Origin of the sequence: Pseudomonas sp. NY15372 (assembly GCF_048068215.1) — a bacterium.
GTDB classification, from domain to species: domain Bacteria; phylum Pseudomonadota; class Gammaproteobacteria; order Pseudomonadales; family Pseudomonadaceae; genus Aquipseudomonas; species Aquipseudomonas guariconensis_A.
This window is the reverse complement of sequence record NZ_JBLUPY010000002.1, coordinates 306,089-326,945: the sequence shown is the minus strand read 5'-3', so window position 1 is coordinate 326,945 and position 20,857 is coordinate 306,089. Positions and strand designations below refer to the sequence as shown.

At 63.8% G+C, this 20,857-nt stretch carries 21 protein-coding genes; 8 read left to right on the top strand and 13 right to left on the bottom strand.

The genetic code is table 11. The features are described from left to right. The first annotated feature begins 16 nt into the window (after positions 1–16). A complete protein-coding gene (locus ACNFG0_RS03080; RefSeq protein ID WP_196154815.1) occupies positions 17–535 on the top strand; it encodes a GNAT family N-acetyltransferase in 519 nt (172 codons plus the stop codon). A gap of 100 nt (positions 536–635) precedes the next feature. Here ACNFG0_RS03080 and ACNFG0_RS03075 read toward each other — a convergent pair whose 3' ends face one another. Together ACNFG0_RS03075 and cbpA are read right to left on the bottom strand one after the other, a co-directional pair. Continuing rightward, a complete protein-coding gene (locus ACNFG0_RS03075) occupies positions 636–941 on the bottom strand; it encodes a chaperone modulator CbpM (protein ID WP_196146963.1) in 306 nt (101 codons plus the stop codon). Positions 942–943: 2 nt separating this feature from the next. Beyond that, entirely contained in the window at positions 944–1,891 is a 948-nt protein-coding gene (cbpA, locus tag ACNFG0_RS03070; RefSeq protein WP_196166395.1) for a curved DNA-binding protein, read from the bottom strand. A 164-nt stretch (positions 1,892–2,055) separates the two neighbouring features. Here cbpA and ACNFG0_RS03065 point away from each other — a divergent pair, with 164 nt between their 5' ends. Next, the gene (locus tag ACNFG0_RS03065; RefSeq protein ID WP_196146965.1) at positions 2,056–3,327 is read left to right on the top strand and encodes an Hsp70 family protein; all 1,272 of its coding nucleotides are present in this window, start codon (positions 2,056–2,058) and stop codon (positions 3,325–3,327) included. An 87-nt stretch (positions 3,328–3,414) separates the two neighbouring features. On the opposite strand, the gene ACNFG0_RS03060 is transcribed toward ACNFG0_RS03065, so the two are convergent. The 3 genes from ACNFG0_RS03060 to ACNFG0_RS03050 all read right to left on the bottom strand — a co-directional run bounded on the left by ACNFG0_RS03060 (position 3,415) and on the right by ACNFG0_RS03050 (position 5,626). Further along, positions 3,415–4,422: an AI-2E family transporter gene (locus ACNFG0_RS03060; RefSeq protein ID WP_084854268.1), complete on the bottom strand. Its 1,008-nt coding sequence runs from the start codon at positions 4,420–4,422 to the stop codon at positions 3,415–3,417. A 71-nt stretch (positions 4,423–4,493) separates the two neighbouring features. Next, on the bottom strand, positions 4,494–4,766 hold the full coding sequence (locus ACNFG0_RS03055; RefSeq protein WP_416763983.1) for a PsiF family protein: 273 nt from the start codon (positions 4,764–4,766) through the stop codon (positions 4,494–4,496). Positions 4,767–4,840: 74 nt separating this feature from the next. Continuing rightward, complete coding sequence (locus ACNFG0_RS03050) at positions 4,841–5,626, bottom strand: AraC family transcriptional regulator (protein ID WP_196146967.1); 786 nt, start codon at positions 5,624–5,626, stop codon at positions 4,841–4,843. 143 nt (positions 5,627–5,769) lie between these two features. Between ACNFG0_RS03050 and ACNFG0_RS03045 the strand changes: the two genes are divergently transcribed. Then, positions 5,770–6,663 (top strand): DMT family transporter, encoded by an 894-nt coding sequence (locus ACNFG0_RS03045; RefSeq protein WP_196154813.1) that lies wholly within the window; start codon positions 5,770–5,772, stop codon positions 6,661–6,663. Here ACNFG0_RS03045 and ACNFG0_RS03040 read toward each other — a convergent pair. Continuing rightward, positions 6,644–7,534 (bottom strand): esterase/lipase family protein, encoded by an 891-nt coding sequence (locus ACNFG0_RS03040; protein WP_416763982.1) that lies wholly within the window; start codon positions 7,532–7,534, stop codon positions 6,644–6,646. The genes ACNFG0_RS03045 and ACNFG0_RS03040 overlap by 20 nt on opposite strands. 130 nt (positions 7,535–7,664) lie before the next feature. On the opposite strand from ACNFG0_RS03040, the gene osmE reads away from it, so the two are divergent. Together osmE and ACNFG0_RS03030 are read left to right on the top strand one after the other, a co-directional pair. Next, a complete protein-coding gene (osmE, locus tag ACNFG0_RS03035) occupies positions 7,665–8,006 on the top strand; it encodes an osmotically-inducible lipoprotein OsmE (RefSeq protein ID WP_084854257.1) in 342 nt (113 codons plus the stop codon). A 47-nt stretch (positions 8,007–8,053) separates the two neighbouring features. Continuing rightward, positions 8,054–8,584, top strand: a complete 531-nt coding sequence (locus ACNFG0_RS03030; protein ID WP_196146970.1) for a ferritin-like domain-containing protein — start codon at positions 8,054–8,056, stop codon at positions 8,582–8,584. A gap of 177 nt (positions 8,585–8,761) precedes the next feature. On the opposite strand, the gene ACNFG0_RS03025 is transcribed toward ACNFG0_RS03030, so the two are convergent. Further along, positions 8,762–10,825, bottom strand: a complete 2,064-nt coding sequence (locus ACNFG0_RS03025) for an AsmA family protein (protein ID WP_416763981.1) — start codon at positions 10,823–10,825, stop codon at positions 8,762–8,764. A gap of 327 nt (positions 10,826–11,152) precedes the next feature. Here ACNFG0_RS03025 and ACNFG0_RS03020 point away from each other — a divergent pair, with 327 nt between their 5' ends. The 3 genes from ACNFG0_RS03020 (at position 11,153) to ACNFG0_RS03010 (ending at position 13,718) form a co-directional block, all read left to right on the top strand. Further along, entirely contained in the window at positions 11,153–11,698 is a 546-nt protein-coding gene (locus tag ACNFG0_RS03020) for a phage infection protein (RefSeq protein ID WP_416763980.1), read from the top strand. A 121-nt stretch (positions 11,699–11,819) separates the two neighbouring features. Next, positions 11,820–12,452, top strand: a complete 633-nt coding sequence (locus tag ACNFG0_RS03015) for a TetR family transcriptional regulator (protein ID WP_196145027.1) — start codon at positions 11,820–11,822, stop codon at positions 12,450–12,452. Positions 12,453–12,620: 168 nt separating this feature from the next. Continuing rightward, entirely contained in the window at positions 12,621–13,718 is a 1,098-nt protein-coding gene (locus tag ACNFG0_RS03010) for an AGE family epimerase/isomerase (protein WP_416763979.1), read from the top strand. Positions 13,719–13,787: 69 nt separating this feature from the next. Here ACNFG0_RS03010 and ACNFG0_RS03005 read toward each other — a convergent pair whose 3' ends face one another. The 6 genes from ACNFG0_RS03005 to ACNFG0_RS02980 all read right to left on the bottom strand — a co-directional run bounded on the left by ACNFG0_RS03005 (position 13,788) and on the right by ACNFG0_RS02980 (position 20,619). Next, complete coding sequence (locus ACNFG0_RS03005) at positions 13,788–14,555, bottom strand: SDR family oxidoreductase (RefSeq protein WP_196145029.1); 768 nt, start codon at positions 14,553–14,555, stop codon at positions 13,788–13,790. Positions 14,556–15,518: 963 nt separating this feature from the next. Beyond that, entirely contained in the window at positions 15,519–16,235 is a 717-nt protein-coding gene (locus ACNFG0_RS03000; RefSeq protein WP_084854241.1) for an ABC transporter ATP-binding protein, read from the bottom strand. Next, complete coding sequence (locus ACNFG0_RS02995; RefSeq protein ID WP_084854238.1) at positions 16,232–17,107, bottom strand: ATP-binding cassette domain-containing protein; 876 nt, start codon at positions 17,105–17,107, stop codon at positions 16,232–16,234. The genes ACNFG0_RS03000 and ACNFG0_RS02995 overlap by 4 nt, the downstream gene beginning before the upstream one ends. Further along, positions 17,104–18,408 carry a high-affinity branched-chain amino acid ABC transporter permease LivM gene (livM, locus tag ACNFG0_RS02990; protein WP_196145030.1) on the bottom strand — a complete coding sequence of 435 codons (1,305 nt, stop codon included), beginning with the start codon at positions 18,406–18,408 and terminating at the stop codon, positions 17,104–17,106. The genes ACNFG0_RS02995 and livM overlap by 4 nt, the downstream gene beginning before the upstream one ends. Positions 18,409–18,410: 2 nt before the next feature. After that, complete coding sequence (locus ACNFG0_RS02985; RefSeq protein ID WP_084854233.1) at positions 18,411–19,325, bottom strand: ABC transporter permease subunit; 915 nt, start codon at positions 19,323–19,325, stop codon at positions 18,411–18,413. Between the two features lie 157 nt (positions 19,326–19,482). Further along, positions 19,483–20,619, bottom strand: a complete 1,137-nt coding sequence (locus ACNFG0_RS02980; protein WP_196145032.1) for a branched-chain amino acid ABC transporter substrate-binding protein — start codon at positions 20,617–20,619, stop codon at positions 19,483–19,485. Positions 20,620–20,857 lie beyond the last annotated feature (238 nt).

The following is a 20,857-nucleotide window of genomic DNA, read 5'->3' as shown; positions in this document are numbered from 1 at the left end:
CTTGCGAGCCGCCACCATGCGCCATGAAATCCGCGAAGCCCAACCCGAAGACGTCCCCGGCATCCTCGACATCTACAACGACGCCGTGCGCAACACCCTGGCAATCTGGAACGAAGCGCCGGTGGACCTGGCCAACCGTCTGGCCTGGTTCGCCGCGCGGGCCGAACAGGGCTACCCGATCCTGGTGGCGGTGGATGACAGCGGCGTGCTGGGCTACGCCTCGTTCGGTGACTGGCGGCCATTCGAAGGGTTTCGCCACACGATCGAGCATTCGGTCTACGTGCGCAGCGACCAACGCGGCAAGGGCCTGGGCCTGATGCTGCTCGAGGCCCTGATCGAACGGGCGCGGGCGTGCCGCAAGCATGTGATGGTCGCGGCGATCGAAAGCGGCAATGCGGCTTCGATCCGCCTGCACGAGCGGCTGGGCTTCGTGGTGACCGGGCAGATGCCGCAGGTGGGGGTGAAGTTCGGCCGCTGGCTGGACCTGACCTTCATGCAGCTGATGCTTGACCCAGGGGCCGAGCCGAGGGACTGAAGGATGGCCCGATCGCGGGACAAGCCCGCTCCTACAAGGGGCAGCGCTAACCCAATGGTTTTCTGCATGACAACGCAGCCGAAGGGCTGGGAAAGCCCCTTCACATGTGAATGAACCGCCCCAACCGCTGGCGCAGCATGCTGTTCTCGCTGCGCAGCTGCTGCACCTCGTCCAATAGCTCCAAGGCCAGGGCCACGCCCTCCCATTCCAGCTCCAGTTCCTGGTGCAGCTTCACCGCCCGCTTGGCCAGCAACGGCGCCTGATCGTCGAACAACCAGTCCTCCGGCGTTCGCCCCGAGGGTTCAACGATGCCGTGCTCGACGATTTCGATCACGCAGTCAGCCGTGATGTCGGCTTCCTGGCAGAGGGTTCGCATGTCCAGTTGAACGATCAGGGTGCTGCTCATGATCAACTACTCCATTGTGTCCTCGGATTGAACGCGGCCTTCTCGGAGAGCTTGGTCCAGAGTTCGCGCGTGGTGGCGTCCGACTGGGTGGGCATCACCACCTTGAGCTGGGCGTAGAGGTCGCCACGCTCGCCCTGCTTGTTCGCCAAGCCCATGCCCTTGACCCGCAGGCGCTGGCCGCTCTGGCTGTCGGGGCGGATGGTCAGGTTGATCTTGCCGGTCAGCGTCGGCACCGCCACCTTGGCCCCCAGGGCCGCTTCCCATGGCGCCAGGGGCACGGTGATGATCAGGTCATGCCCTTCGACATCGAACAGCGGGTGCGGTGCCATGCGGATGGTCAGGAACAGGTCGCCATTGGCCCCGCCACCGATACCCGGGGCGCCCTGGCCCTTGAGGCGGATGCGCTCGCCATCGGTTACCCCGGCAGGAATCTTGACGTTGAGGGTCTTGGTGGTGAACCCGGTACGCTGCCCGGCCGCGTTGGTCTGCGGGACCTGGAAGCTGATCTGCTTGGATTCCTTGCTCAGGGTTTCTTCGAGGAAGATCGCCAGTTCCAGCTCCACGTCCTGCCCTCGCCTGCCCGCGCTGCGCTGCTGACCACGACCGAACGGGTTGCCGCCACGGGCGCCGAAGATCGAACTGAAGAAATCGGAGAAGTCGCCGCCTTCGAAACCACCGCCGCCGCCACGGCTTTCCCAGCCCGGCGGCGCCTGGAACGGCCTGCCGTGCTGGCCGCCGTACTTGCGAATCTCGTCGAACTCAGCGCGTTTCTGGGGGTCGCCCAGCACTTCGTAGGCCTCGTTGGCCTCCTTGAATTTTTCCTCGGCGTCGCGCTCCTTGCTGACGTCGGGGTGATACTTGCGCGCGAGCTTGCGGTAGGCGGCCTTGATCGCCTTGTCATCCGCCGTCGGCTCCACGCCGAGTATCTTGTAATAGTCTTTGAAGTCCATCTAAGGCATCACCGTTGGAAATTTTTACGATGTTTCTGAAGATTGGGGTCAAGCATAGCCTTTCAAGGTTCGCCTGGGGTTGCTGCAGAGCAGACGACCGGTCTTGATTTAGCTGGCCACTGGCATAAACTGCGCGGCCGTTTTGCCTCCGGAAGCTGCTCCCCATGTCTGACGTATCCCCGGCCCGTGCCTGTGGCATCGACTTCGGCACCTCCAATTCCACGGTCGGCTGGCACCGCCCCGGCGTGGAATCGCTGATCGCCCTGGAAGACGGCAAGATCACCCTGCCCTCGGTGGTCTTCTTCAACATCGAGGAGCGTCGCCCGGTCTACGGCCGCCTGGCCCTGCACGAATACCTGGAGGGCTACGAAGGGCGCCTGATGCGTTCGCTCAAGAGCCTGCTTGGGTCCAAGTTGATCAAGCATGATACCAGCGTGCTGGGTACCGCCCTGCCGTTCAAGGACCTGCTGGGCATGTTCATCGGCGAGTTGAAGAAGCGCGCCGAGGCCAGCGCCGGCCGTAGCTTCGACGAAGTGGTACTGGGCCGCCCGGTGTTCTTCGTCGACGAAGACCCGGCAGCCGACCAGGAGGCCGAGGACACCCTGGCCGAGGTGGCCCGCAAGATCGGTTTCAAGGAGGTCTCGTTCCAGTACGAGCCGATCGCCGCAGCCTTCGACTATGAGTCGGGCATCAGCCGCGAAGAGCTGGTACTGATCGTCGACATCGGCGGTGGTACCTCCGACTTCACCCTGATCCGCCTGTCGCCGGAGCGCCATTTGCTGGCCGAGCGCCAGAGCGACATCCTCGCCACGGGCGGCGTGCACATCGGCGGTACCGACTTCGACAAGCAACTGAGCCTGCAGGGCGTGATGCCGTTGTTCGGCTATGGCAGCCGAATGAAGAGCCAGGCCTTGATGCCCACCAGCTACCACCTCAACCTGGCGACCTGGCACACCATCAACTCGCTGTATTCGCAGAAATCGCAACTGGCCCTGGGCAGCATGCGCTACGACATCGAGGACACCTTGGGGATAGATCGGCTGTTCAAGCTGATCGAGGAACGTGCCGGGCACTGGCTGGCCATGGAAGTGGAAGCGAGCAAGATCGAGCTGACCGAGCACGAAAGCCGGCGCATCGACCTGGGCCGCATCGAGCCGGCACTGGCCGTGGACCTGACCCGTGCGCTGTTCGAGGAGGCCATCGAGGGGCTGCTGGAGCGGGTGCGCGGTAGCGTCAGCGAACTGCTGAACAAGGCCGGCGTGAGCGAGGGGCAAGTGGACACGGTGTTCTTCACCGGCGGCTCCAGCGGTATCCCGGCACTGCGCAACAGCGTGGCAGCGATGCTGCCCAATGCCCGCCATGTCGAAGGCAATATCTTCGGCAGCATCGGCAGCGGCTTGGCGATCGAGGCGCGCAAGCGCTACGGCGTAGCCTGATGTTGTTGGGGCTGCTGCGCAGCCCTTTCGCGGCACAAGGCCGCTCCTGCAGACGCGAAAGGGCCGCAAAGCGGCCCCAGCCATCGCTCAGACCAACTCCGCCCGCTTCAGCTCGCTCTTGAGGTAGGCATAGTAGATCGGCCCCGCCACCACCCCTGGCAACCCGAACGCCGCCTCGAACACCAGCATCGCCAGCAACAGCTCCCACGACTTGGCACTGATCTGCCCGCCGACGATCCTCGCGTTGAGGAAATACTCGACCTTGTGGATCACGATCAGGTAGCCCAGTGCCGCCACCGCCACCCAGATCGACAGCGACAAACCGACGATGGTGATCAGCGTGTTGGACATCAGGTTGCCGATCACCGGCAGCAGGCCCAGCAGGAAGGTCAGCACGATCAGGGTCTTGGTCAGCGGCAGGTGCACGCCGAACAGCGGGAACACCACGGCCAGGAAGATCCCGGTGAAGAAGGTGTTGAGCAAAGAAATCTTGATCTGCGCGAAAACGATGTTGCGAAACGCCTGCACCAACAGGCTCAGGCGCTCGAACAGCGCCGCGGCCAATGGCTTGCGCCGGGAGATGTCGGGGATACGCTGCAGGGCGACGATGGCGCCCAGGATCATGCCGATCAGCAAGGTGACGAACATGTGCGCCATGCCCTTGCCCACCAACTGCAGCTCGCCCAGGTGGCTCTTGAGCCAGTCGCCGATGGCCACCTTGAACTCGGCGGCGCTGGCCGGCAGGTAGCCTTCGATGAACGGCGGCAACTGGCTGCGGGCGCGCTCGACGAGGCCCATGAACTTGTCCAGCGAAGCGCCGGGGTTTTCCGCCTCGTGCAGCAGGAAGCTGAAAGCACCCGCGATCAGCAGGGTCAGGGTGCTGACCACCAGGGTGCCGAGCAGGGCCACGGCCAGCCAGCGCGCACGCTGCCCAGCAATGACCGGTTGCAACCGGGGGGTGAGCATGTTGACCAGCTCGAACACCAGCAGGCCGGCCAACAGGCTGGGTAACAGTTTCAGGGGCAACGCCAGCAGCAGGCCGGCAAACACGATGATCCAGCTGGCCAGGGTGACCTGGCGGGGGGTGAAGGTCATACAGCCTCAACGGCAGACAACGGGAAAGAACCGCAGTCTGCCAGCCTTCGCCGTACAAACATAGGCACAGGTCACTTCTTCTTGAGGCAGTCGCTCATGAAGGCCTTGCGCTCATCGCCCTTGAGGGCCTTGGTGGTGGCATCGGCGTTACAGGTCTTCATCTTCTCCTGCTGGGTGGCCTTCAGGCATTTGCTCATGAACGCCTTGCGCTCGTCACCCTTGAGGGTTTGCGCGGTGGCTTCGGCGTTGCAGGTCTTCATTTTTTCTTGCTGCGCAGTGGCGGCGAATCCCTGCGCGCTGATCATCACACCCAATACCAGCAATGGTACGTGCAGCATCTTCATGAAGCGGTCTCCTTGTCTCCACGCTGTGTGCGCGGTCGTCGAGCAGAGTGTAGACAAATTTTGTCACTCCCTGATCAGCCCATGCGCGCCCGCCGCCGGTACTGCTCCGGCGTGCAATGGGCCTGGCGCTGGAACATGGCGATGAACGCCGAGGCAGTGCTGTAGCCGAGGTCAAAGGCAATGGCCTGAATCGGCAAGCCCGCCTCCAGCGCCTCGATCGCGCGCAGGAACCGCAGGCGCAGGCGCCACTCGCCGAAGCTGATCCCCAACTCACGCAGAAACTGGCGCGCCAGGGTCCGTTCGCTGACGAACACCTGGCTGGCCCAGTCGGCCAGCGGGCGGTTGTCCCCGGGCTCGGCATGCAGGGCGTCGAGCACCTGGCGCAGGCCCTCGCTGCGGGCGAAGGGCAGGTAGCAGCGCTGGGTCGGCGCCAAGTGCAGTTGGTCGAGCAGTACCTGGACCAGGCGCTGGTCGCGCTCGTCCCGCGCCACCTTGAGGTCGCGCTGGGCGAAGTCGCCGAGGATGGCCTTGAGGATGTCGCTGATGACCAGGCTACAAGGGGCCGTCGGCAAGCCCTGGCACAATTCCCGGTCTAGATAGACCGAACGATAGACGATGGCCTGGGGGTTGTAGCAACCATGCTCGATGCCCGGCGGTACCCACACGGCATAATGCGGCGGCGAGACGAAGCGCTGTCCCTCGACATCCAGGTGCATGACGCCGTGGGCAGCATAGTTGAGCTGGCCCCAGGGATGACGGTGCGGGGCGCTGTGGGTGTCGGCGCTGAACTCGTCATAGCGGAAGTACACCGGGGCCGGGAGCTGATCGAAGGTCGGGATGTCGAGGTATTTGCGGGCCATGTTGGCTGCTTCGTGGGGTGAATTGTCCGTTTGCAAGTATAGGCATATGGACAGACAAGGGATAATGACTGCCAGTCGGCGCCGCCGCGTGCCCCTTTCGCGGCAGCCCCAAAACCTCGCGACACCAAGAGATCCACCGCCACATGAATTACCTGTTCCCCCTGCTTGCGATCCTCATCTGGGCCGGCAATACCGTGGTCACCAAGATGTCCGCAGGCGCTATCTACCCTGCGGAAATCGGCTTCTACCGCTGGTTGCTGGCCGGCCTGCTGTTTACCCCGTTCCTCTTGCCTCAGGTCTGGCGCAACCGCGCGGCCATCGCCCCGCACCTGGGCAAGATCTTCGTCCTTGGCGTGTTGGGCATGGCCCTGTACCAGAGCCTGGCCTACTTCGCCGCCGGCATCACCAGTGCCACCAACATGGGCATCATTCTCTCGCTGATGCCGTTGATGTCGCTGGCCCTGGCCATCGCCTGGCTGGGCCAGCGGCTGACCTTCGGTGCGCTGTTCGGTGCCCTGGTGTCATTCTTCGGCGTACTGGAAGTGGTCTCGGCAGGCCAACCCGCAGCGCTGCTGCACCAAGGCCTGAACAGCGGCGACCTGATGATGCTGGTGGCCACCTTCGCTTATGCGCTGTACAGCTTCCTGCTGAAGAAATGGCAACTGCGCGTGCCCGCGATGCAACTGCTGTACTTGCAGGTGCTGGTGGCGATCATCGTGCTGCTGCCGTTGTTCGTGCTGTCACCGAAGACCGGCCTGAACGCGCACAACATCGGCCTGGTGCTGTATGCCTGCGTCCTCGCTTCGATGGTCGCCCCCCGGGTGTGGATGCAGGCCGTGCATCGTCTGGGCCCGAGCCGTACCACGCTGTTCTTCAACCTGCTGCCGGTGGTCACTGCGGTGATCGCCGCCCTGGTGCTGGACGAGCGCCTGGCCAGCTACCACCTGTACGGCGGCGTGCTGACGCTGCTGGGCGTGCTGCTTGCCGAGCGCTGGACCACGCCGCTGCGCAAGGTCACTACAGCCCCGCGGCCTTGAGCCTTGCGGCATGCTCGGTGAACAAGCGCACCGGGTCGGCGCCCTTGCCTACGGCGCCGAGGGACTGGTTGACGATATCCAGGTGGTCCAATGGATAGTCGTCGCCGATCACCTGGCCAAGGTGCGAGCTGTAGCGCCCGACCATGCCATCGCACTGGCCCCGTTCCCGTACGAAGGTACGGGCGAACAGGCGGCAGAAGCGGTTGCTGCCATCGAAGCGGTTGCGCCCCTGGTCGGTGCGCCCGGGCTGCAAGGTCCCAGACCAGGAGTAATAGCGCACGCCATCGACCTCATAGGCGCCTTCGCCGCCCCAGGTCGTCGGCAAGCCCTGTGGATACGCCTGGTTGAAGCGGGCGACCCCGGCCGTGGTGAAGGACTGGTGCGAGGCGTGCACATCGATGGGCAGCGGGTCGCGGCGCCAGCCGGTCTCCAGCCACACCAGCAACACGGCCAGGGCATGCAAGGCCGCCTTGAGCAGCCGCCCCTGGGGTGAATCGCCTGGCGCCTTGCGCTCGAGGTAGTCGGCCAGCTCCGACCCCTGGTTGGGGCCCGCCACCGAAGTCACCGAGGCCACCCGGTCCGGGCGCTGGGCCGCGGCGTAGCGGGCGCTCAAGGCGCCCTGGCTATGGCCGATCAGGTTGACCCGCTCGGCACCGGTACGCCGGCAGATATCCTCGATGATCGCCAGCAACTGCTCGCCACGCAGCTCGCTGCAATGCAGCGGCGAGACCTGCACAGGGAACACCTGCGCTCCGCCCCGGCGCAGCGCCGGCACGATGCCGAACCAGTAGGGGTAGAGCAGCACCCGCACGAAACCGAGCATGCCCGGTACCAGCACCAACGGGTAGCGCGTGGCCAACACCTGGTTCATGGCTCCCTCCCCTCTCCTCTCCTGGGCGATGCGCCCAACACTACCGCGCAGGGTCCGGCCATCGCAATCGAACTCCTGGCGCGCGGTGCGGTTCCAAACCAGAACATACCCCTGAGCAAGGAGCGGGACCATGTACAAGCAGACCCTGGCAATTCTTTTGACCAGCGCGGCCCTGGCCGGCTGCGGCAGCCACCCGGAAAACCCGGTGGACTACGTGACCTACCGGGACGAGCCGCTGGTCAAGCAGGTGGAAAACGGCATGACCATGCAGAAGGTCATCGCCATCGGCGGCAGCCCTTCGAGCGCCACCGACCTGCCCAATGGCGGCACCTGCAACGACTACATCCTCAACCGTGACGGCCACCAGCAGCCGTACTACGTGCGCTTCGATGCCACCGGCCATGTCGACGCCAAGGGCTTCAAGACCTGCAAGCAACGAGAAGAGGACCGCGAGGCCGTCCCCGGCGCCTGAGCCCTCCCAGATTGACCGTGACCCACCTGATCCTTTCGGAGATGACCATGAACACGACTGAACTGACCGACGTGCAGACCCTGCGCGAGCGAGCGCGGCAACACGTCGAGCAAGGCGCCGTGACCGAAGGCTACAGTGCCGACCGCGACAAGATCCTGCGCCTGCTCAACGAGGCCCTGGCCACGGAGCTGGTGTGCACCCTGCGCTACAAGCGCCACTACTTCATGGCCAGCGGCATCAAGGCCAGCGTAGCGGCCGACGAATTCCTCGAACATGCCAACCAGGAAGCCGAGCACGCCGACAAGCTGGCCGAGCGCATCGTTCAGCTCGGTGGCGAACCGGACTTCAACCCGGACAACCTGAGCCAGAACGCCCACGCCCAGTACGTGGCGGGTAATTCTTTGAAGGAAATGGTGCTGGAAGACCTGGTGGCCGAGCGCATCGCCATCGACAGCTACCGCGAGATCATCCAGTACATCGGCGAGAAGGACCCGACCACACGGCGCATCTTCGAAGAGATCTTGGCCCAGGAAGAAGAGCATGCCGACGACATGGCGGACCTACTGAAAGGGTTGTAGATCGCTGGGGCTGCTTTGCAGCCCTTTCGCGGCACAAGGCCGCTCCCACAGGGTGTGGTTGGCGCTGCACCAGTGGGAGCCGGCTTGCCCACAACCATAGAATCTCCTACAGATACCGTGCAGGACCTGTAGGCGCGGCCTTGTGCAGCGAAAAGGGCCGCAAGTGGCCCTCTTGCACTATTTCCTGCCCTTCACCGCAGCCGGCGCCTTGCCCGCCTTCATCCGCTCGAGCAAGGGCGTGCACTGGTTGGGCACATCCCCACTGGGCGCGATCAGCGCCAGCAGCCCCGCCGCCGGCCCGATGGCCACGCCCAGGGCAACCATCCCCGCCCCACGCAACGCCAGCGGTACCGCTTGCACCCCGGCGCGCGGGTTGGCGAAGGTGCCGCGCACATAAAGCGGCGAACGCAGCGAGAACAGCCGCACCCCCTTGGACTCAGGCGTGATCTTCAGGTCCAGCTGTTCACTGGCGAAATTCGCCGTGCCGTTGACATAGATGATCGCGTTCTCGGTGTCGAAGACGAACAGCCGCGTAGTCGCCAGGCCATCCTTGATGCCGACATCGGCCGCCGCGCAGTTGATCTTCACTTCCTCGTCGCCGAACAGCTTGCCCAGCACATAATTGCCCACGTTGAGCCCGGCGATCTCCATCAGGCTGCGGCTGATGGCCCCGTCGTTGATCAGCAGGCTCAGGTCACCGTTCGAGGTGCCCAGCAAGGCCGCCACCGAATTGCCGCGCCCACTCAGGTCGGCATCACCGTTGAGCTCGCCGAAGCTGGTCTGCATCGGTGCGAAGGTCGGGAACAACTGCTTGAGCTTGAAGCCACGGGCCGACAACCGTGCCCTGCCCTGCAGCGGCACGCTGCGGCCATCCAGGCGGATGTTCGAATTCAGGTTGCCGCCGGCCACGCCAAAACGCAGGGGCTCCAGGCGCAGCACGCCATCCTCCAGGACCACATGGGCAGACAGGTCCTTGAACGGCAGTTGCTCACTGTGAACGATGCGCTTGCCGCTGAAGGTGACGTCGGCATCCATGGCCCGCCAGCGTTCGGTACGAAATTCCTCCACCGGCAGCACCTTGCCTGCTGGCTGCTTGCTCGCCCCGCCGCGGGCCTTCTGCTCGGCGTTGGAGTCAGCGCCGATCAGCGGCGCCAGGTCCTTGAACAGCAGCTGGTTGGACACCAGCGTGCCGGAGAGCCTGGGCCGTGGCTTGCTGGCGACGAAGGCCAGATCGCCATGGATATCGCTGTCGCCGATCTTGCCGTTGAAGCCTTCATAGCGGAACCGCGCACCCACGGGCTCGTGCAGGTTGGCAATCAGGTGGCCATCGGTGGCATAGGCCGGGGTATCGGGCAGGGTCACGCCGGTCAGCGGGTAGAGGTTGCCCAGGCTGCTGCCGGACAAACGCAGGCGCAGATCCAGCGCGCCGAGGTTGCGCGGATCGGTCAGGGTGCCAGCGAGCGCCACCCGGGTATCACCGATGCGTGCATCGGCCTGCAGCGGGAATGGCTGGCTGGCGTCCTGCAAGGCCAGCAGGCCACCGATCTTGCCGGTGCCGGACACGGCCTGGCCCTTGTAGGTGCCCTGGGCCTTCAGGCCGAAGGCGTAGTCCTGGGCGCCACCGGCTTTCTCGGCGCTGGCCTTGCCGACGATCTCGCTGAACGGGATCGGCTTGCCCAAGGGGTCGATCTGCACCTTCATGCGGGTCTTGAGGGTCTGGTCGTCGAAACGCACGTTGCCTTGATCGAAGCCGATGGCGCCAATGTCCAGCACCCAGTTGGATGGCTCGGCGTTCTCGTCCTTGGGCCCGAAATCGAAGGTCCAGTTGGCGCGGCCGTCGGCCAGGCGAGTGAGGCTCGCGGTCGGCTTGGTGAGGTCGATGCGCGGAATGACGATCTGCTGGAACACCAGCGGCACCGGCGCCAGGCGGAAGGCCACGCGCTCCAGGCCGACCATGCGTGGCTCCTCGAGCCAGTCGGGGTTGCCCAGGGTGAGGTCCTCGGCAATGAAATGCGGCCAGGGCACCCAGGCCCGCCAGCCGCCTTCCTCGGGTTCGCGGCGCCACTGCACGGCAAGGTTGCCATTGATCGCGAATGGCCTGTGCAGGGCTTCGGACACCTTCTCGTTGAGCAGCGGCTTGACGCGGTTCCAGTCGAATGTGGCGATCACCACCACCAGTATCGCCAGCAGGGTCAACAGGCTGGTGAGGATCCAGGTGAGGATTCGGATGGGACGCGTCATTGCGTGATTCTCCTGACTGCATGGCACAAAGCGGGTGCGACGGGGCACATAGTATTTCGGACTGATGAAAACCCGCTGGGTTTTATCGATGGCGATGATAACGGAGATTTTCCTGGCGCCTTTCTCAGCTTTTGGTCGGCTGTCACCGGACCATTGCCAGGCCCACACGTTTCCTCAAGGCCCTGAAAGCCTCGAGCCAGAGCCTTCTTTCGCTGTATCAATGCCGTCGATTGTTACCATTATCCGTATGAACTTCTCTCTGGAGTTACCAAGCGTAGCATTGGCCTCGTACCCACTTTCCCAGCCCCCCAGAGGAGCACCGAGATCATGAAACGCCACCTGCTGCTGAGCCTTGCCCTGTCTGCCCTTGCCGCCAACGCCTTCGCCCTGCCGGCCGAGGAACAACACCTGAACGCCGAGTCGCGCTCCAGCGCCGCCACTGTTTCGCAACCGCTGAACACCCTGGCAGAAGGTGGCTCCGATCGTTTGATCGAACGTAACAACCGCGTCGCCGAAGGCGGCTCCGATCGCCTGATCGAGCGTAACAACCGCGTCGCCGAAGGCGGTTCCGATCGCCTGATCGAGCGTAACAACCGCGTCGCCGAAGGCGGTTCCGATCGCCTGATCGAGCGTAACAACCGCGTCGCCGAAGGCGGCTCCGATCGCCTGATCGAGCGTAACAACCGCGTTGCCGAAGGCGGCTCCGATCGCCTGATCGAACGTAACAACCGCGTTGCCGAAGGCGGTTCCGATCGCCTGATCGAGCGTAACAACCGCGTTGCCGAGGGTGGTTCCGATCGCCTGATCGAGCGTAACAACCGCGTTGCCGAGGGTGGTTCCGATCGCCTGATCGAACTCAGCCGCATGAGCTGATCGCCATGGCCAAGAACAATAACCCTTCCTGCGCTGGCTGTTCCCCTCCAAGCCCGGTCCATTGACCGGGCTTCGTTTTTTTATCTAGAGTGCCCAGCCGTATAGCCACAGAATCCGCCCCATGCTGCCGCGCGCTGAACAGAAGCTACAGACCCGCCAGGCCCTGCTGGATGCCGCCTGCCAGCTCATGGAGAGCGGCCGGGGCTTCGGCAGCATCAGCCTGCGCGAGGTGGCCAAGGCCGCCGGCATCGTGCCCACGGGCTTCTACCGCCACTTTCCCGACATGGACGCGCTGGGCCTGGCTCTGGTCGCCGAAGTCGATGCCACCTTCCGCCAGACCATCCGTCTGGTGCGGCACAACGAATTCGAGCTCGGTGGCATCACCGATGCCTCGGTGCGCATCTTCCTCGATGTGGTCGCCGCGCACCGCGCCCAGTTCCTGTTCCTGGCCCGCGAGCAGTACGGCGGCTCCCAGGCCGTGCGCCAGGCCATCGCCCGCCTGCGCCAGGACATCAGCGACGACCTGGCCACCGACCTTGCCCGCATGTCCCGCTGGCAGCACCTGGACAGCGCGGCCCTGGCGGTCATGGCCGACCTGGTGGTCAAGACCGTGTTCGCCACCTTGCCGGAACTGATCGATTGTCCCGACCCCGACAATCCGCAAACACTGACGCCCCAGGAAAAGATCACCCAGCAGCTGCGCTTCATCTTCGTCGGCGCACGACACTGGCAAGGGCTCGGCAACCCAGGCTGAACAGCGTCAGCCCAATCGCCGGCAAGCCGGCTCTCACAAGGGTCCGCAAAATCAAGTAGTTATGCGCTGTTCTATGGAAGCCAGCTTGCCGGCGATTGGGGCAGCGCAAGCAACCCGCAACCCCGTTCTGCTACCATGGCGCACTGCCCGATAGCGACGAGCGCCTTCATGCCCAACCCCTGCCAAACCCTGCCCGAACTGGCCCGCTTCAACCAGCATTTCGCCGAGCGCATCGTGCCGCTGTGGCAAGGCCCGGGCTGGAATGCCGAGCTGGCCCTGCCCTTCGAGGCGCTCGACAGTGCGCACCGGCCGATGCCGGTCCAACGCTACCGGGCCATGGCCTGCGCCCGCCAGCTGTACCTGTTCAGCTGCCGTATCGAGCAACCAGGTGCGGCCGAACGTGCTGCAGCGCTGTTCCGCTCCCTGCAACGGCATTTCCATGATGCCGAGCACGGCGGCTGGTTCTACAGCATCGACGCCGAAGGCCGGCCGCTGGACCGGCGCAAGGACCTCTACACCCATGCCTTCATCGTTTTCGCCTGCGCCCATTACTGGGGCAAGGTGCGCGAAGGGTTGGTGGAATCGGCGCTGAACGCGGCCCTGGGCATCGTCGCCGAGCGCTTCGCCCGTGACGACGGGCTGTACGAGGCGAGCCTGGGCGAGGATTGGTCGGACCTGGGCAGCGGCCCGTTGCAGAACCCGCAAATGCACCTGGCCGAGGCCTTCCTGCAAACCTTGGCGGTACGCGACGATGACCCTACCCGCCAGGCCCTATTGCACCTGTGCGAGGCCCTGCAAGCCCACTTCATCGACCCGGCCCACGGCCTGATGCTGGAAAAACCCCGTGGGGCTGTGGATAACTGGTTCGAACCAGGCCACCAGTTCGAATGGTTCTATTTGCTCGATACTTCGCCGCTGTTGCGTGAAAGCGCGCTGCACGCCTCCATCACCCGGGCGTTCGACTATGCCGAGCGCCATGGGGTCAAGGATTCGGCGGTGCTGGCCATGCTGGATGTGGACGGCCGGGTGCTCGACCCGACCCAACGCATCTGGGCCCAGGCCGAATACCTGCGGGCACTGGCCCTGCGGCCGGGCAACGAGGGCAAGGTGCAGGCCCAGTTGCACGCGCTGGAAGAACGGTTCCTGCATGCAGGCGGCTGGCACGAATGCCGCGACGGCAATGGCGCGGTGAGCCGGCATGACATGCCCTCGACCACGCCCTACCACCTGGCGACCTGCCTGGAAGGCTTGCAGCGCCTGGCCTGAACGATTGCACGTTACCTGTGGGAGCACACCCCGAAGGGCTGGGTGATCTCCCACAGGTCTTGTGCCGGCCTACTGCTTGGCCGACCGATCGATCGAGAACCCTGCCCAGTCCTGGCTCACCGGCATCAACTCCAGGCTGTTGATATTGATGTGCGCCGGCTGGTTGAGGATCCAGAAGATGGTCTCGGCGATGTCCTGTGGCTGGATCGGCTCGGCACCCGCGTAGGTCGCGTCGTAGCGCGCCTGGTCCCCGCCGAAGCGCACCAGCGAAAACTCGCTTTCGCACAGCCCCGGCTCGATGTTGCTGACGCGCACGCCCGTGCCACGCAGGTCGCAGCGCAGGCTCAGGGAGAACTGCCCGACGAAGGCCTTGGTGCCGCCGTACACATGGCTGCCCGGATAGGGATAGTTACCCGCCACCGACCCCACATTGAGGATGCTCGCGCCACGGCCATGGGCGATCAGGCGCGGCAGCAACAGCCGGGTGGTGTACATCAGCCCCTTGATGTTGGTGTCGACCATGGTTTCCCAATCGTCCAGGTCACAGTTCTGTGCAGGCTCCGCGCCCAGGGCCAAGCCCGCGTTGTTGACCAGCCCGCGCAGCTTGTCGAACGCCGGCGGCAGGTTGCCGATGGCCTGCTCCATGGCCTTGCGGTCACGCACATCGAGCACCAGGCCATGCACTTCGGTCTGGGCCGACAGCTCGGCGCACAGGGCATCCAGGCGCTCCTTGCGTCGACCGGTGAGCACCAGCTTCCAGCCAGCCTCGGCGAAACGTCGGGCAGTGGCTTCACCGAACCCGGAAGTGGCGCCGGTAATGAATACGGTGGACGTCATGCTGATCTCCTTTCAGGTGGATAAGTTCGTAGGCAGGCTTGCAGCATGCCCGCCAGCGCGATTGCCAGCAAGCCAATCCAACAGCTGATCAAGAAATAGCCAGATCGCCGAAACCCTTGTGGCAGAGGCCTCGAATGCACCTATGCGCACGTTATCCACAAGGCTTTCCCCACGGATTGGGGGCAAGTTGTCCATGCAGCGGAACGTTTTTTCCCAGGCAGGCTGCCGAAAGCGCCTTGCCATGATGGCCCAAGGCTTTCAGCGGCGGCGCCTGCAGCGGTCTGTCCAAGGCTTTTGCACAGAGTTATCCACAGCTTTTCCCAGGCAGCCGCACGTCGCCCCAGGTGCTTGAAAGCAAGGGGAAATCACCCACGGAATGCTTTTGGTCAAAAAACGTACAGATCACTACAACCCTTGATGCCAAAGGCTTTGCGCCACATGCCACCATGTTTTCCACAGCCGGTTCCACACGATCCGTGGACAAAGCGAAGCCTGTGGAAACAATGACTTGCGAAGCAGTTTTACGAAGCTTCAAGCAAGGTGTGCGACAAGTTGTCCACATACGAGAACCCAAGTGCCCAATCGCCGGCAAGCCGACTCCCACAGAGGGTCAGCACTGGCCGTTGTTCTTTGCTCGACAGCGCAGCCCAAAGGGCTGGGTGACCTCCCGCAACAAGCGTACACAGGGCCTGTGGGAGCCGGCTTGCCGGCGATTGGCCAGAACGGGCAACAGCATCATGAATCCTGAGCGAGCAGGGCTGGTTGAGTGCATGGTGATTACCCACACTGGGATGCGATCTGGCTTTGGGTAAAGGGTTGTCTTCATCGCCGGCAAGCCGGCTCCCACAGGGTGTGGTTGGCGCTGCACCAGTGGGAGCCGGCTTGCCCACAACCATAGAATCTCCCACACGTGTAATGCTGCCCTACCCTGTGGGAGCCGGCTTGCCGGCATCAGGCCATTGGTCAGTGCCCGCCCAGGTAGGCGTTACGCACCTCCTCGTTGGCCAGCAGTTCCTTACCTGTCCCGCTCATGCGGATCTGCCCGTTGACCATCACATAGGCCCGGTCGGACAGCTTCAACGCATGGTTGGCGTTCTGCTCCACCAGGAAGATGGTCATCCCGCTCTGGGCCAGTTCGCGCAAGGTCGAGAAGATCTGCTTGACCACGATCGGCGCCAGCCCCAGCGATGGCTCGTCGAGCAGCAACAGCTTGGGCCGGCTCATCAACGCCCGGGCGATGGCGAGCATCTGCTGCTCGCCGCCGGACATGGTCATGGCCCGCTGATTGCGGCGTTCCTTTAACCGCGGAAACAGCTCGTACATGCGCTGCATGTCCGCATCGGCATGCTTGTCGCCGATGGGGATGGTCCCCATCATCAGGTTCTCCTCGACGGTCATGTCGGGGAACACCCGGCGCCCTTCCGGCGACTGGGCAATGCCGTTGGAGGCGATGTAGTGCGACGACTTGCGGGTGATATCGGTACCGCGGTAGACGATATGCCCCGACGCCGCCCGCGGCTGGCCGAAGATCGACATCAGCAGGGTCGACTTGCCGGCGCCATTGGCCCCGATCAGGCTCACCGTCTCGCCTTCGTTGATGTGCATGCTGACTTTCTTCAGGGCCTGGATCGGCCCGTAGAACACGTCCAGGTCCTTGAGCTCGAGAATGGGTGCACTCATACCAGTTCCTCTTCGTCGGCACCCAGGTAGGCGGCGATCACCGTCGGGTTGTTGCGGATGTCCTGCGGGGCGCCTTCAGCGATCACGTTGCCATGATCGAGCACCACGATGTGGTCGGAAATGCTCATGACCATGCCCATGTCGTGTTCGATCAGCACCACGGTGATGTCGTGCTCGTCGCGCAACACCCGGATCATGCGGCTGAGCGCCTCGGTTTCCTGGGGGTTGAGGCCAGCGGCCGGCTCGTCCAGGCAGATGATCTTCGGCCGGGTGCACATGGCCCGGGCGATTTCCAGACGGCGCTGCTGGCCGTAGGACAATTCGCCCGCCAAGCGGTTGGCACAATCGACCAGGTCGACCACTTCCAGCCAGTAGAACGCATGGTCCAGGGCATCGCTCTCGGCCTTGCGGTAGGCCTTGGTATTGAGCACACCGGCCAGCAGGTTGCGGTTGACCCACATGTGCTGGGCCACCAGCAGGTTTTCCACCACCGACATTTCCTTGAACAGCCGGATGTTCTGGAACGTGCGGGCCAACCCGGCGCGGTTGACCAGGTGGGTACCGCCGAACATCTTGTAGTACATGCGGTTGGCGAAACGCGCCGGCGACACGAAGTCGCCCGGCTGGAAGCGCTCGCCCAGCAGCTGGATGACGTTGGTCTTGCCGCCGCGCACATTCAGCTCGATGCGCCCGCCACTGGCCTTGTAGAAGCCGGTGAGGCAGTTGAACACAGTGGTCTTGCCGGCTCCGTTGGGGCCGATCAGGGCGAAGATCTGGTTGCGCCGGACCTTCAGGCTGACATCGCTGAGCGCCTTGATGCCGCCGAACTGCATCATCAGGTTGTCGACCGAGAGAATGATATCGTCGCTCATGGCGCCACTCCTTTACGCGGGACCACACCGGCGCGGCTGATACGGATCAACCCGCGAGGTCGCCAGATCATCATCAACACCATCAGTACGCCGAACAGCAGCACCCGGTATTCGGAGAAGCTGCGCAGAAGCTCCGGTGCCACGGTCAGCACGAACGCCGCGATCACCACGCCCACGGTCGAGCCCATGCCGCCCAGCACCACGATGGCCAGGATCAGCGCAGACTCGAAGAAGGTGAACGAGGACGGGTTGACGAAGCCTTGGTAGGTGGCGAAGAACACCCCGGCAAGGCCTGCGGTGGAGGCGCCGATGGTGAAAGCCGAGAGCTTGACCAGCACATGGTTCAGGCCCATGGAGCGGCAGGCGATCTCGTCTTCGCGCAAGGCTTCCCAGGCGCGGCCGACCGGCATGCGGGTCAGCCGGTGCTTGATGTACAACACCGCCAGCACCACCAGGAACAGCACCACGTAGATGAAGAGGAATTTCAGGTTGGGGTTGTAGTCGATGCCGAAGAACTCATGGAACGGCACCCCACCGTCCTTGGCCCGGCGCCCGAACTCCAGGCCCATGAAGGTCGGTGCAGGCGCCGGCATGCCGTTCGGGCCGCCGGTGAACGACAGCCAGTTGTTCAGCACCAGGCGGATGATCTCGCCGAAGCCCAGGGTCACGATCGCCAGGTAGTCGCCGTGCATGCGCAACACCGGGAAACCGAGGATACACCCGGCCAACGCTGCCGCGATCGCCGCCAGCGGCAGCACGCTCCAAAAGCCCAGGCCCAGGTACTGGTAGCCCAGGGCCAGGCCGTAGGCGCCGATGGCGTAGAACGCCACATAGCCCAGGTCGAGCAGGCCGGCCAGGCCCACCACGATGTTCAGGCCCAGGCCCAGCAGCACGTAGATCAAGCCGAGGATGACCACCGTGAGCAGGTACTTGTTGGCGAAGATCGGGAAGACCATGGCGATGACGATCAGCGCCGGGATGATGTAGCGCAGCCGCGACTTGTAGTCCGGCGCCAGCACATGCACCCCCGAGCCGCCGCTTTCGAAGCCCTGGAGCATGCGCTGCCCGCGGGCGGTCTGCAGGTACAGGCTGAGCAGGAAGCGCCCGAGCATCACGCCGCCGACCAGCCAAGCCACGCGGCGAGGCTCGGCGTTGAAGCTGTAGCCATCGAGCACCACGCCGACCACGGGGCCGAAGACGATCAGGGCGAGCAGGCCCGCGACGATGGTCTCCAGCAGGCTGCGCTTGATGTCGAAACCGGAAGAAACAGTATTGGGCGAAACAGGATTGGCAGCAGACATGTTCACACCTTAGCCACGAGCGGGCGACCCAGCAGGCCCTGGGGACGGAAGATCAGGATCATCACCAGCAGCGAGAAACTGAACACGTCCTTGTAGTCGGAGTTGATCAGGCCGGAGAACAGCGACTCGGAGATCCCCAGGATGATGCCGCCAAGCATGGCGCCGGGGAGCGAGCCGATCCCGCCGAGCACCGCGGCGGTGAACGCCTTGATGCCGATGATGAAGCCGGCATAGAAGTCGAAGGTGCCGTAGTTCATGGTGATCAGCACGCCAGCCAGGGCGGCCATCACCGCGCCGATGACGAACACGTAGGAGATCACCCGGTCGGTGTTGATCCCCAGGATCGAGGCCATCTTGCGGTCTTGCTGGGTGGCACGGCACATGCGGCCGAGCTTGGTGTACTTGATGACATAGGTGAGCAGGGCCATCCCGATGAAGGCCGCCACCAGGATGAAGATCTTGGTGTAGGTCAGCTGCACGAAACCGGTGCCCACTTCGACGCGTACAGCGCCTTCGAGCAGGGTCGGCACGCCTTGCTGGCGGGCGCCCTGGCTGATCTGCGCGTAGTTCTGCAGGATCAGCGAGATGCCGATGGCACTGATCAAGGGTGCCAGGCGGGTGGAGTTACGCAGGGGCTTGTAGGCGATGCGCTCGATGGTGAAGCCGTAGACGCCGGTCACGACGATGGTGAACAACAAGGTTCCCAACATCAGCAGCGGAAACGACTCGATACCGAAATAGGCCAGCAATGCCAGGCTGATCGCCGCGAGGTACGCGGAGATCATATACACCTCGCCGTGCGCGAAGTTGATCATGCCGATGATGCCATAGACCATTGTGTAGCCGATGGCGATCAGACCATAGACAGACCCGAGGGTCAGCCCATTGATCAGTTGCTGCAGGAAAATACCATCCATAACGCAATCTCACCTGATTGAGATTGCACGAGCGCCGACCACGGCGGACCACCGCTGAAGCGGCCCTCGCAGCGCAGAACTGTGCAGATCTACGGATAAAGACAGGTACCGCGGGGCTATGGCCCGGAGCACTGCGCATCCGGGCCGGTCGCCATTTTTATTTTTGTTTTTCCAGCTGGTGGTACTTGCCGTTGGCATCCCACTGGTAGACCACGTAGTCGGAGACGGTCAGGTCGCCCTTGCTGTCCCACTTCTTCTCGCCCATGACGGTCTTGACCGGGTTGGCCTTGAGCCATTCGGCGGCGTCTTCGCCCTTGTTCGACTTGGCGCCGTTGAATGCGGCGGCCAGGGCCTGCAAGGAGGCATAGGCGTACAGGGTGTAGCCTTCAGGCTCGGTGCCGGCCTTGCGGAACTCCTCCACCACCGCCTTGCTGTCGGGCAGCAGGCGCGGGTCGGCGCCGAAGGTCATGTACACGCCATTGACGTACTGGGCGCCACCGGCAGTGGCCACCAGTTCGTCGGTGACGATGCCGTCGTCGGACATGAACTTGACGTCCTTCAGGCCCTGCTCGCGCAGCTGGCGTACCAGCGGGCCGGCTTCCGGGTGCAGGCCGCCGAAATAGACGACATCGGCACCGGCGGCGCGGATCTTGGTGACCACGGCGCTGAAATCCTTCTCGCCACGGGTCAGGCCTTCGTACAGCACCGGCTTCACGCCGCGTTTCTCGAGTTGTGCCTTGGTGGCGTCGGCCAGGCCCTGGCCATAGGTGTCCTTGTCATGCAGGACCACGACCTTCTTGCCCTTGAGCACATCGACGATGTAGTCGCCGGCGACGATGCCCTGCTGGTCGTCACGGCCGCACATGCGGAACATGGCGCTCAGGCCACGCTCGGTGACCTGCGGGTTGGTGGAACCTGGGGTGATGGCGATCACGCCGGCTTCGTCGTAGACCTCGGAAGCGGGAATGGTGTTGGAGGAGCAGAAGTGGCCGACCACGCCGATCACCTTGTCCTGGTCGACCAGGCGGTTGGCCACGGCCACGGCCTGCTTCGGCTCGCAAGCATCGTCCCCTTTGACCAGGACGATCTTCTCGCCGTTCACCCCGCCGGCGGCGTTGATCTTGTCGGCGGCCGCCTGGGCACCTTTCATGTACTGTTCGCCAAACGCTGCGTTGGCTCCGGTCATCGGGCCCGCGACGCCGATCTTGACGTCGGCTTGAACAAACGAAGAGACACCCAGTGCCGAAGCGACGGCGAGCGCCAGGAAACCTTTCTTGTAGAACGTCTGCGACATGAGGTGGTGCTCCTTAGAGTTTTTTTGGTTGGCACTACAACTTTCAGCATCAAGCTCAGAGCAAGCGGCGTGCCAGAGGTTTTGTCCTTGCGCAAAACGCACCCATGCGGCAGGCCAGAGGCGACCGACGGCCTTTTCTTTATTGAGCGTGCAACCGTCTGCCACAGGCACGTCGCCACCCTCTTCCCTAGACAAGGCGCAACCATGCAGCGCCATCATTGCAACCAGGGCAAGTGTT

What these genes read in the sequence shown, in the direction of transcription:
- ACNFG0_RS03050 (WP_196146967.1), bottom strand. Translation starts at nt 5,626, where the DNA reads ATGGCCCGCAAATACCTCGACATCCCGACCTTCGATCAGCTCCCGGCC.
- ACNFG0_RS03045 (WP_196154813.1), top strand. Translation starts at nt 5,770, where the DNA reads ATGAATTACCTGTTCCCCCTGCTTGCGATCCTCATCTGGGCCGGCAAT.
- ACNFG0_RS03060 (WP_084854268.1), bottom strand. Translation starts at nt 4,422, where the DNA reads ATGACCTTCACCCCCCGCCAGGTCACCCTGGCCAGCTGGATCATCGTG.
- ACNFG0_RS03055 (WP_416763983.1), bottom strand. Translation starts at nt 4,766, where the DNA reads ATGAAGATGCTGCACGTACCATTGCTGGTATTGGGTGTGATGATCAGC.
- ACNFG0_RS03010 (WP_416763979.1), top strand. Translation starts at nt 12,621, where the DNA reads ATGCCCAACCCCTGCCAAACCCTGCCCGAACTGGCCCGCTTCAACCAG.
- osmE (WP_084854257.1), top strand. Translation starts at nt 7,665, where the DNA reads ATGTACAAGCAGACCCTGGCAATTCTTTTGACCAGCGCGGCCCTGGCC.
- ACNFG0_RS03040 (WP_416763982.1), bottom strand. Translation starts at nt 7,534, where the DNA reads ATGAACCAGGTGTTGGCCACGCGCTACCCGTTGGTGCTGGTACCGGGC.
- ACNFG0_RS03020 (WP_416763980.1), top strand. Translation starts at nt 11,153, where the DNA reads ATGAAACGCCACCTGCTGCTGAGCCTTGCCCTGTCTGCCCTTGCCGCC.
- livM (WP_196145030.1), bottom strand. Translation starts at nt 18,408, where the DNA reads ATGTCTGCTGCCAATCCTGTTTCGCCCAATACTGTTTCTTCCGGTTTC.
- ACNFG0_RS02985 (WP_084854233.1), bottom strand. Translation starts at nt 19,325, where the DNA reads ATGGATGGTATTTTCCTGCAGCAACTGATCAATGGGCTGACCCTCGGG.
- ACNFG0_RS02995 (WP_084854238.1), bottom strand. Translation starts at nt 17,107, where the DNA reads ATGAGCGACGATATCATTCTCTCGGTCGACAACCTGATGATGCAGTTC.
- ACNFG0_RS03075 (WP_196146963.1), bottom strand. Translation starts at nt 941, where the DNA reads ATGAGCAGCACCCTGATCGTTCAACTGGACATGCGAACCCTCTGCCAG.
- ACNFG0_RS03000 (WP_084854241.1), bottom strand. Translation starts at nt 16,235, where the DNA reads ATGAGTGCACCCATTCTCGAGCTCAAGGACCTGGACGTGTTCTACGGG.
- ACNFG0_RS03030 (WP_196146970.1), top strand. Translation starts at nt 8,054, where the DNA reads ATGAACACGACTGAACTGACCGACGTGCAGACCCTGCGCGAGCGAGCG.
- ACNFG0_RS03025 (WP_416763981.1), bottom strand. Translation starts at nt 10,825, where the DNA reads ATGACGCGTCCCATCCGAATCCTCACCTGGATCCTCACCAGCCTGTTG.
- ACNFG0_RS03080 (WP_196154815.1), top strand. Translation starts at nt 17, where the DNA reads ATGCGCCATGAAATCCGCGAAGCCCAACCCGAAGACGTCCCCGGCATC.
- ACNFG0_RS02980 (WP_196145032.1), bottom strand. Translation starts at nt 20,619, where the DNA reads ATGTCGCAGACGTTCTACAAGAAAGGTTTCCTGGCGCTCGCCGTCGCT.
- ACNFG0_RS03005 (WP_196145029.1), bottom strand. Translation starts at nt 14,555, where the DNA reads ATGACGTCCACCGTATTCATTACCGGCGCCACTTCCGGGTTCGGTGAA.
- ACNFG0_RS03065 (WP_196146965.1), top strand. Translation starts at nt 2,056, where the DNA reads ATGTCTGACGTATCCCCGGCCCGTGCCTGTGGCATCGACTTCGGCACC.
- ACNFG0_RS03015 (WP_196145027.1), top strand. Translation starts at nt 11,820, where the DNA reads ATGCTGCCGCGCGCTGAACAGAAGCTACAGACCCGCCAGGCCCTGCTG.
- cbpA (WP_196166395.1), bottom strand. Translation starts at nt 1,891, where the DNA reads ATGGACTTCAAAGACTATTACAAGATACTCGGCGTGGAGCCGACGGCG.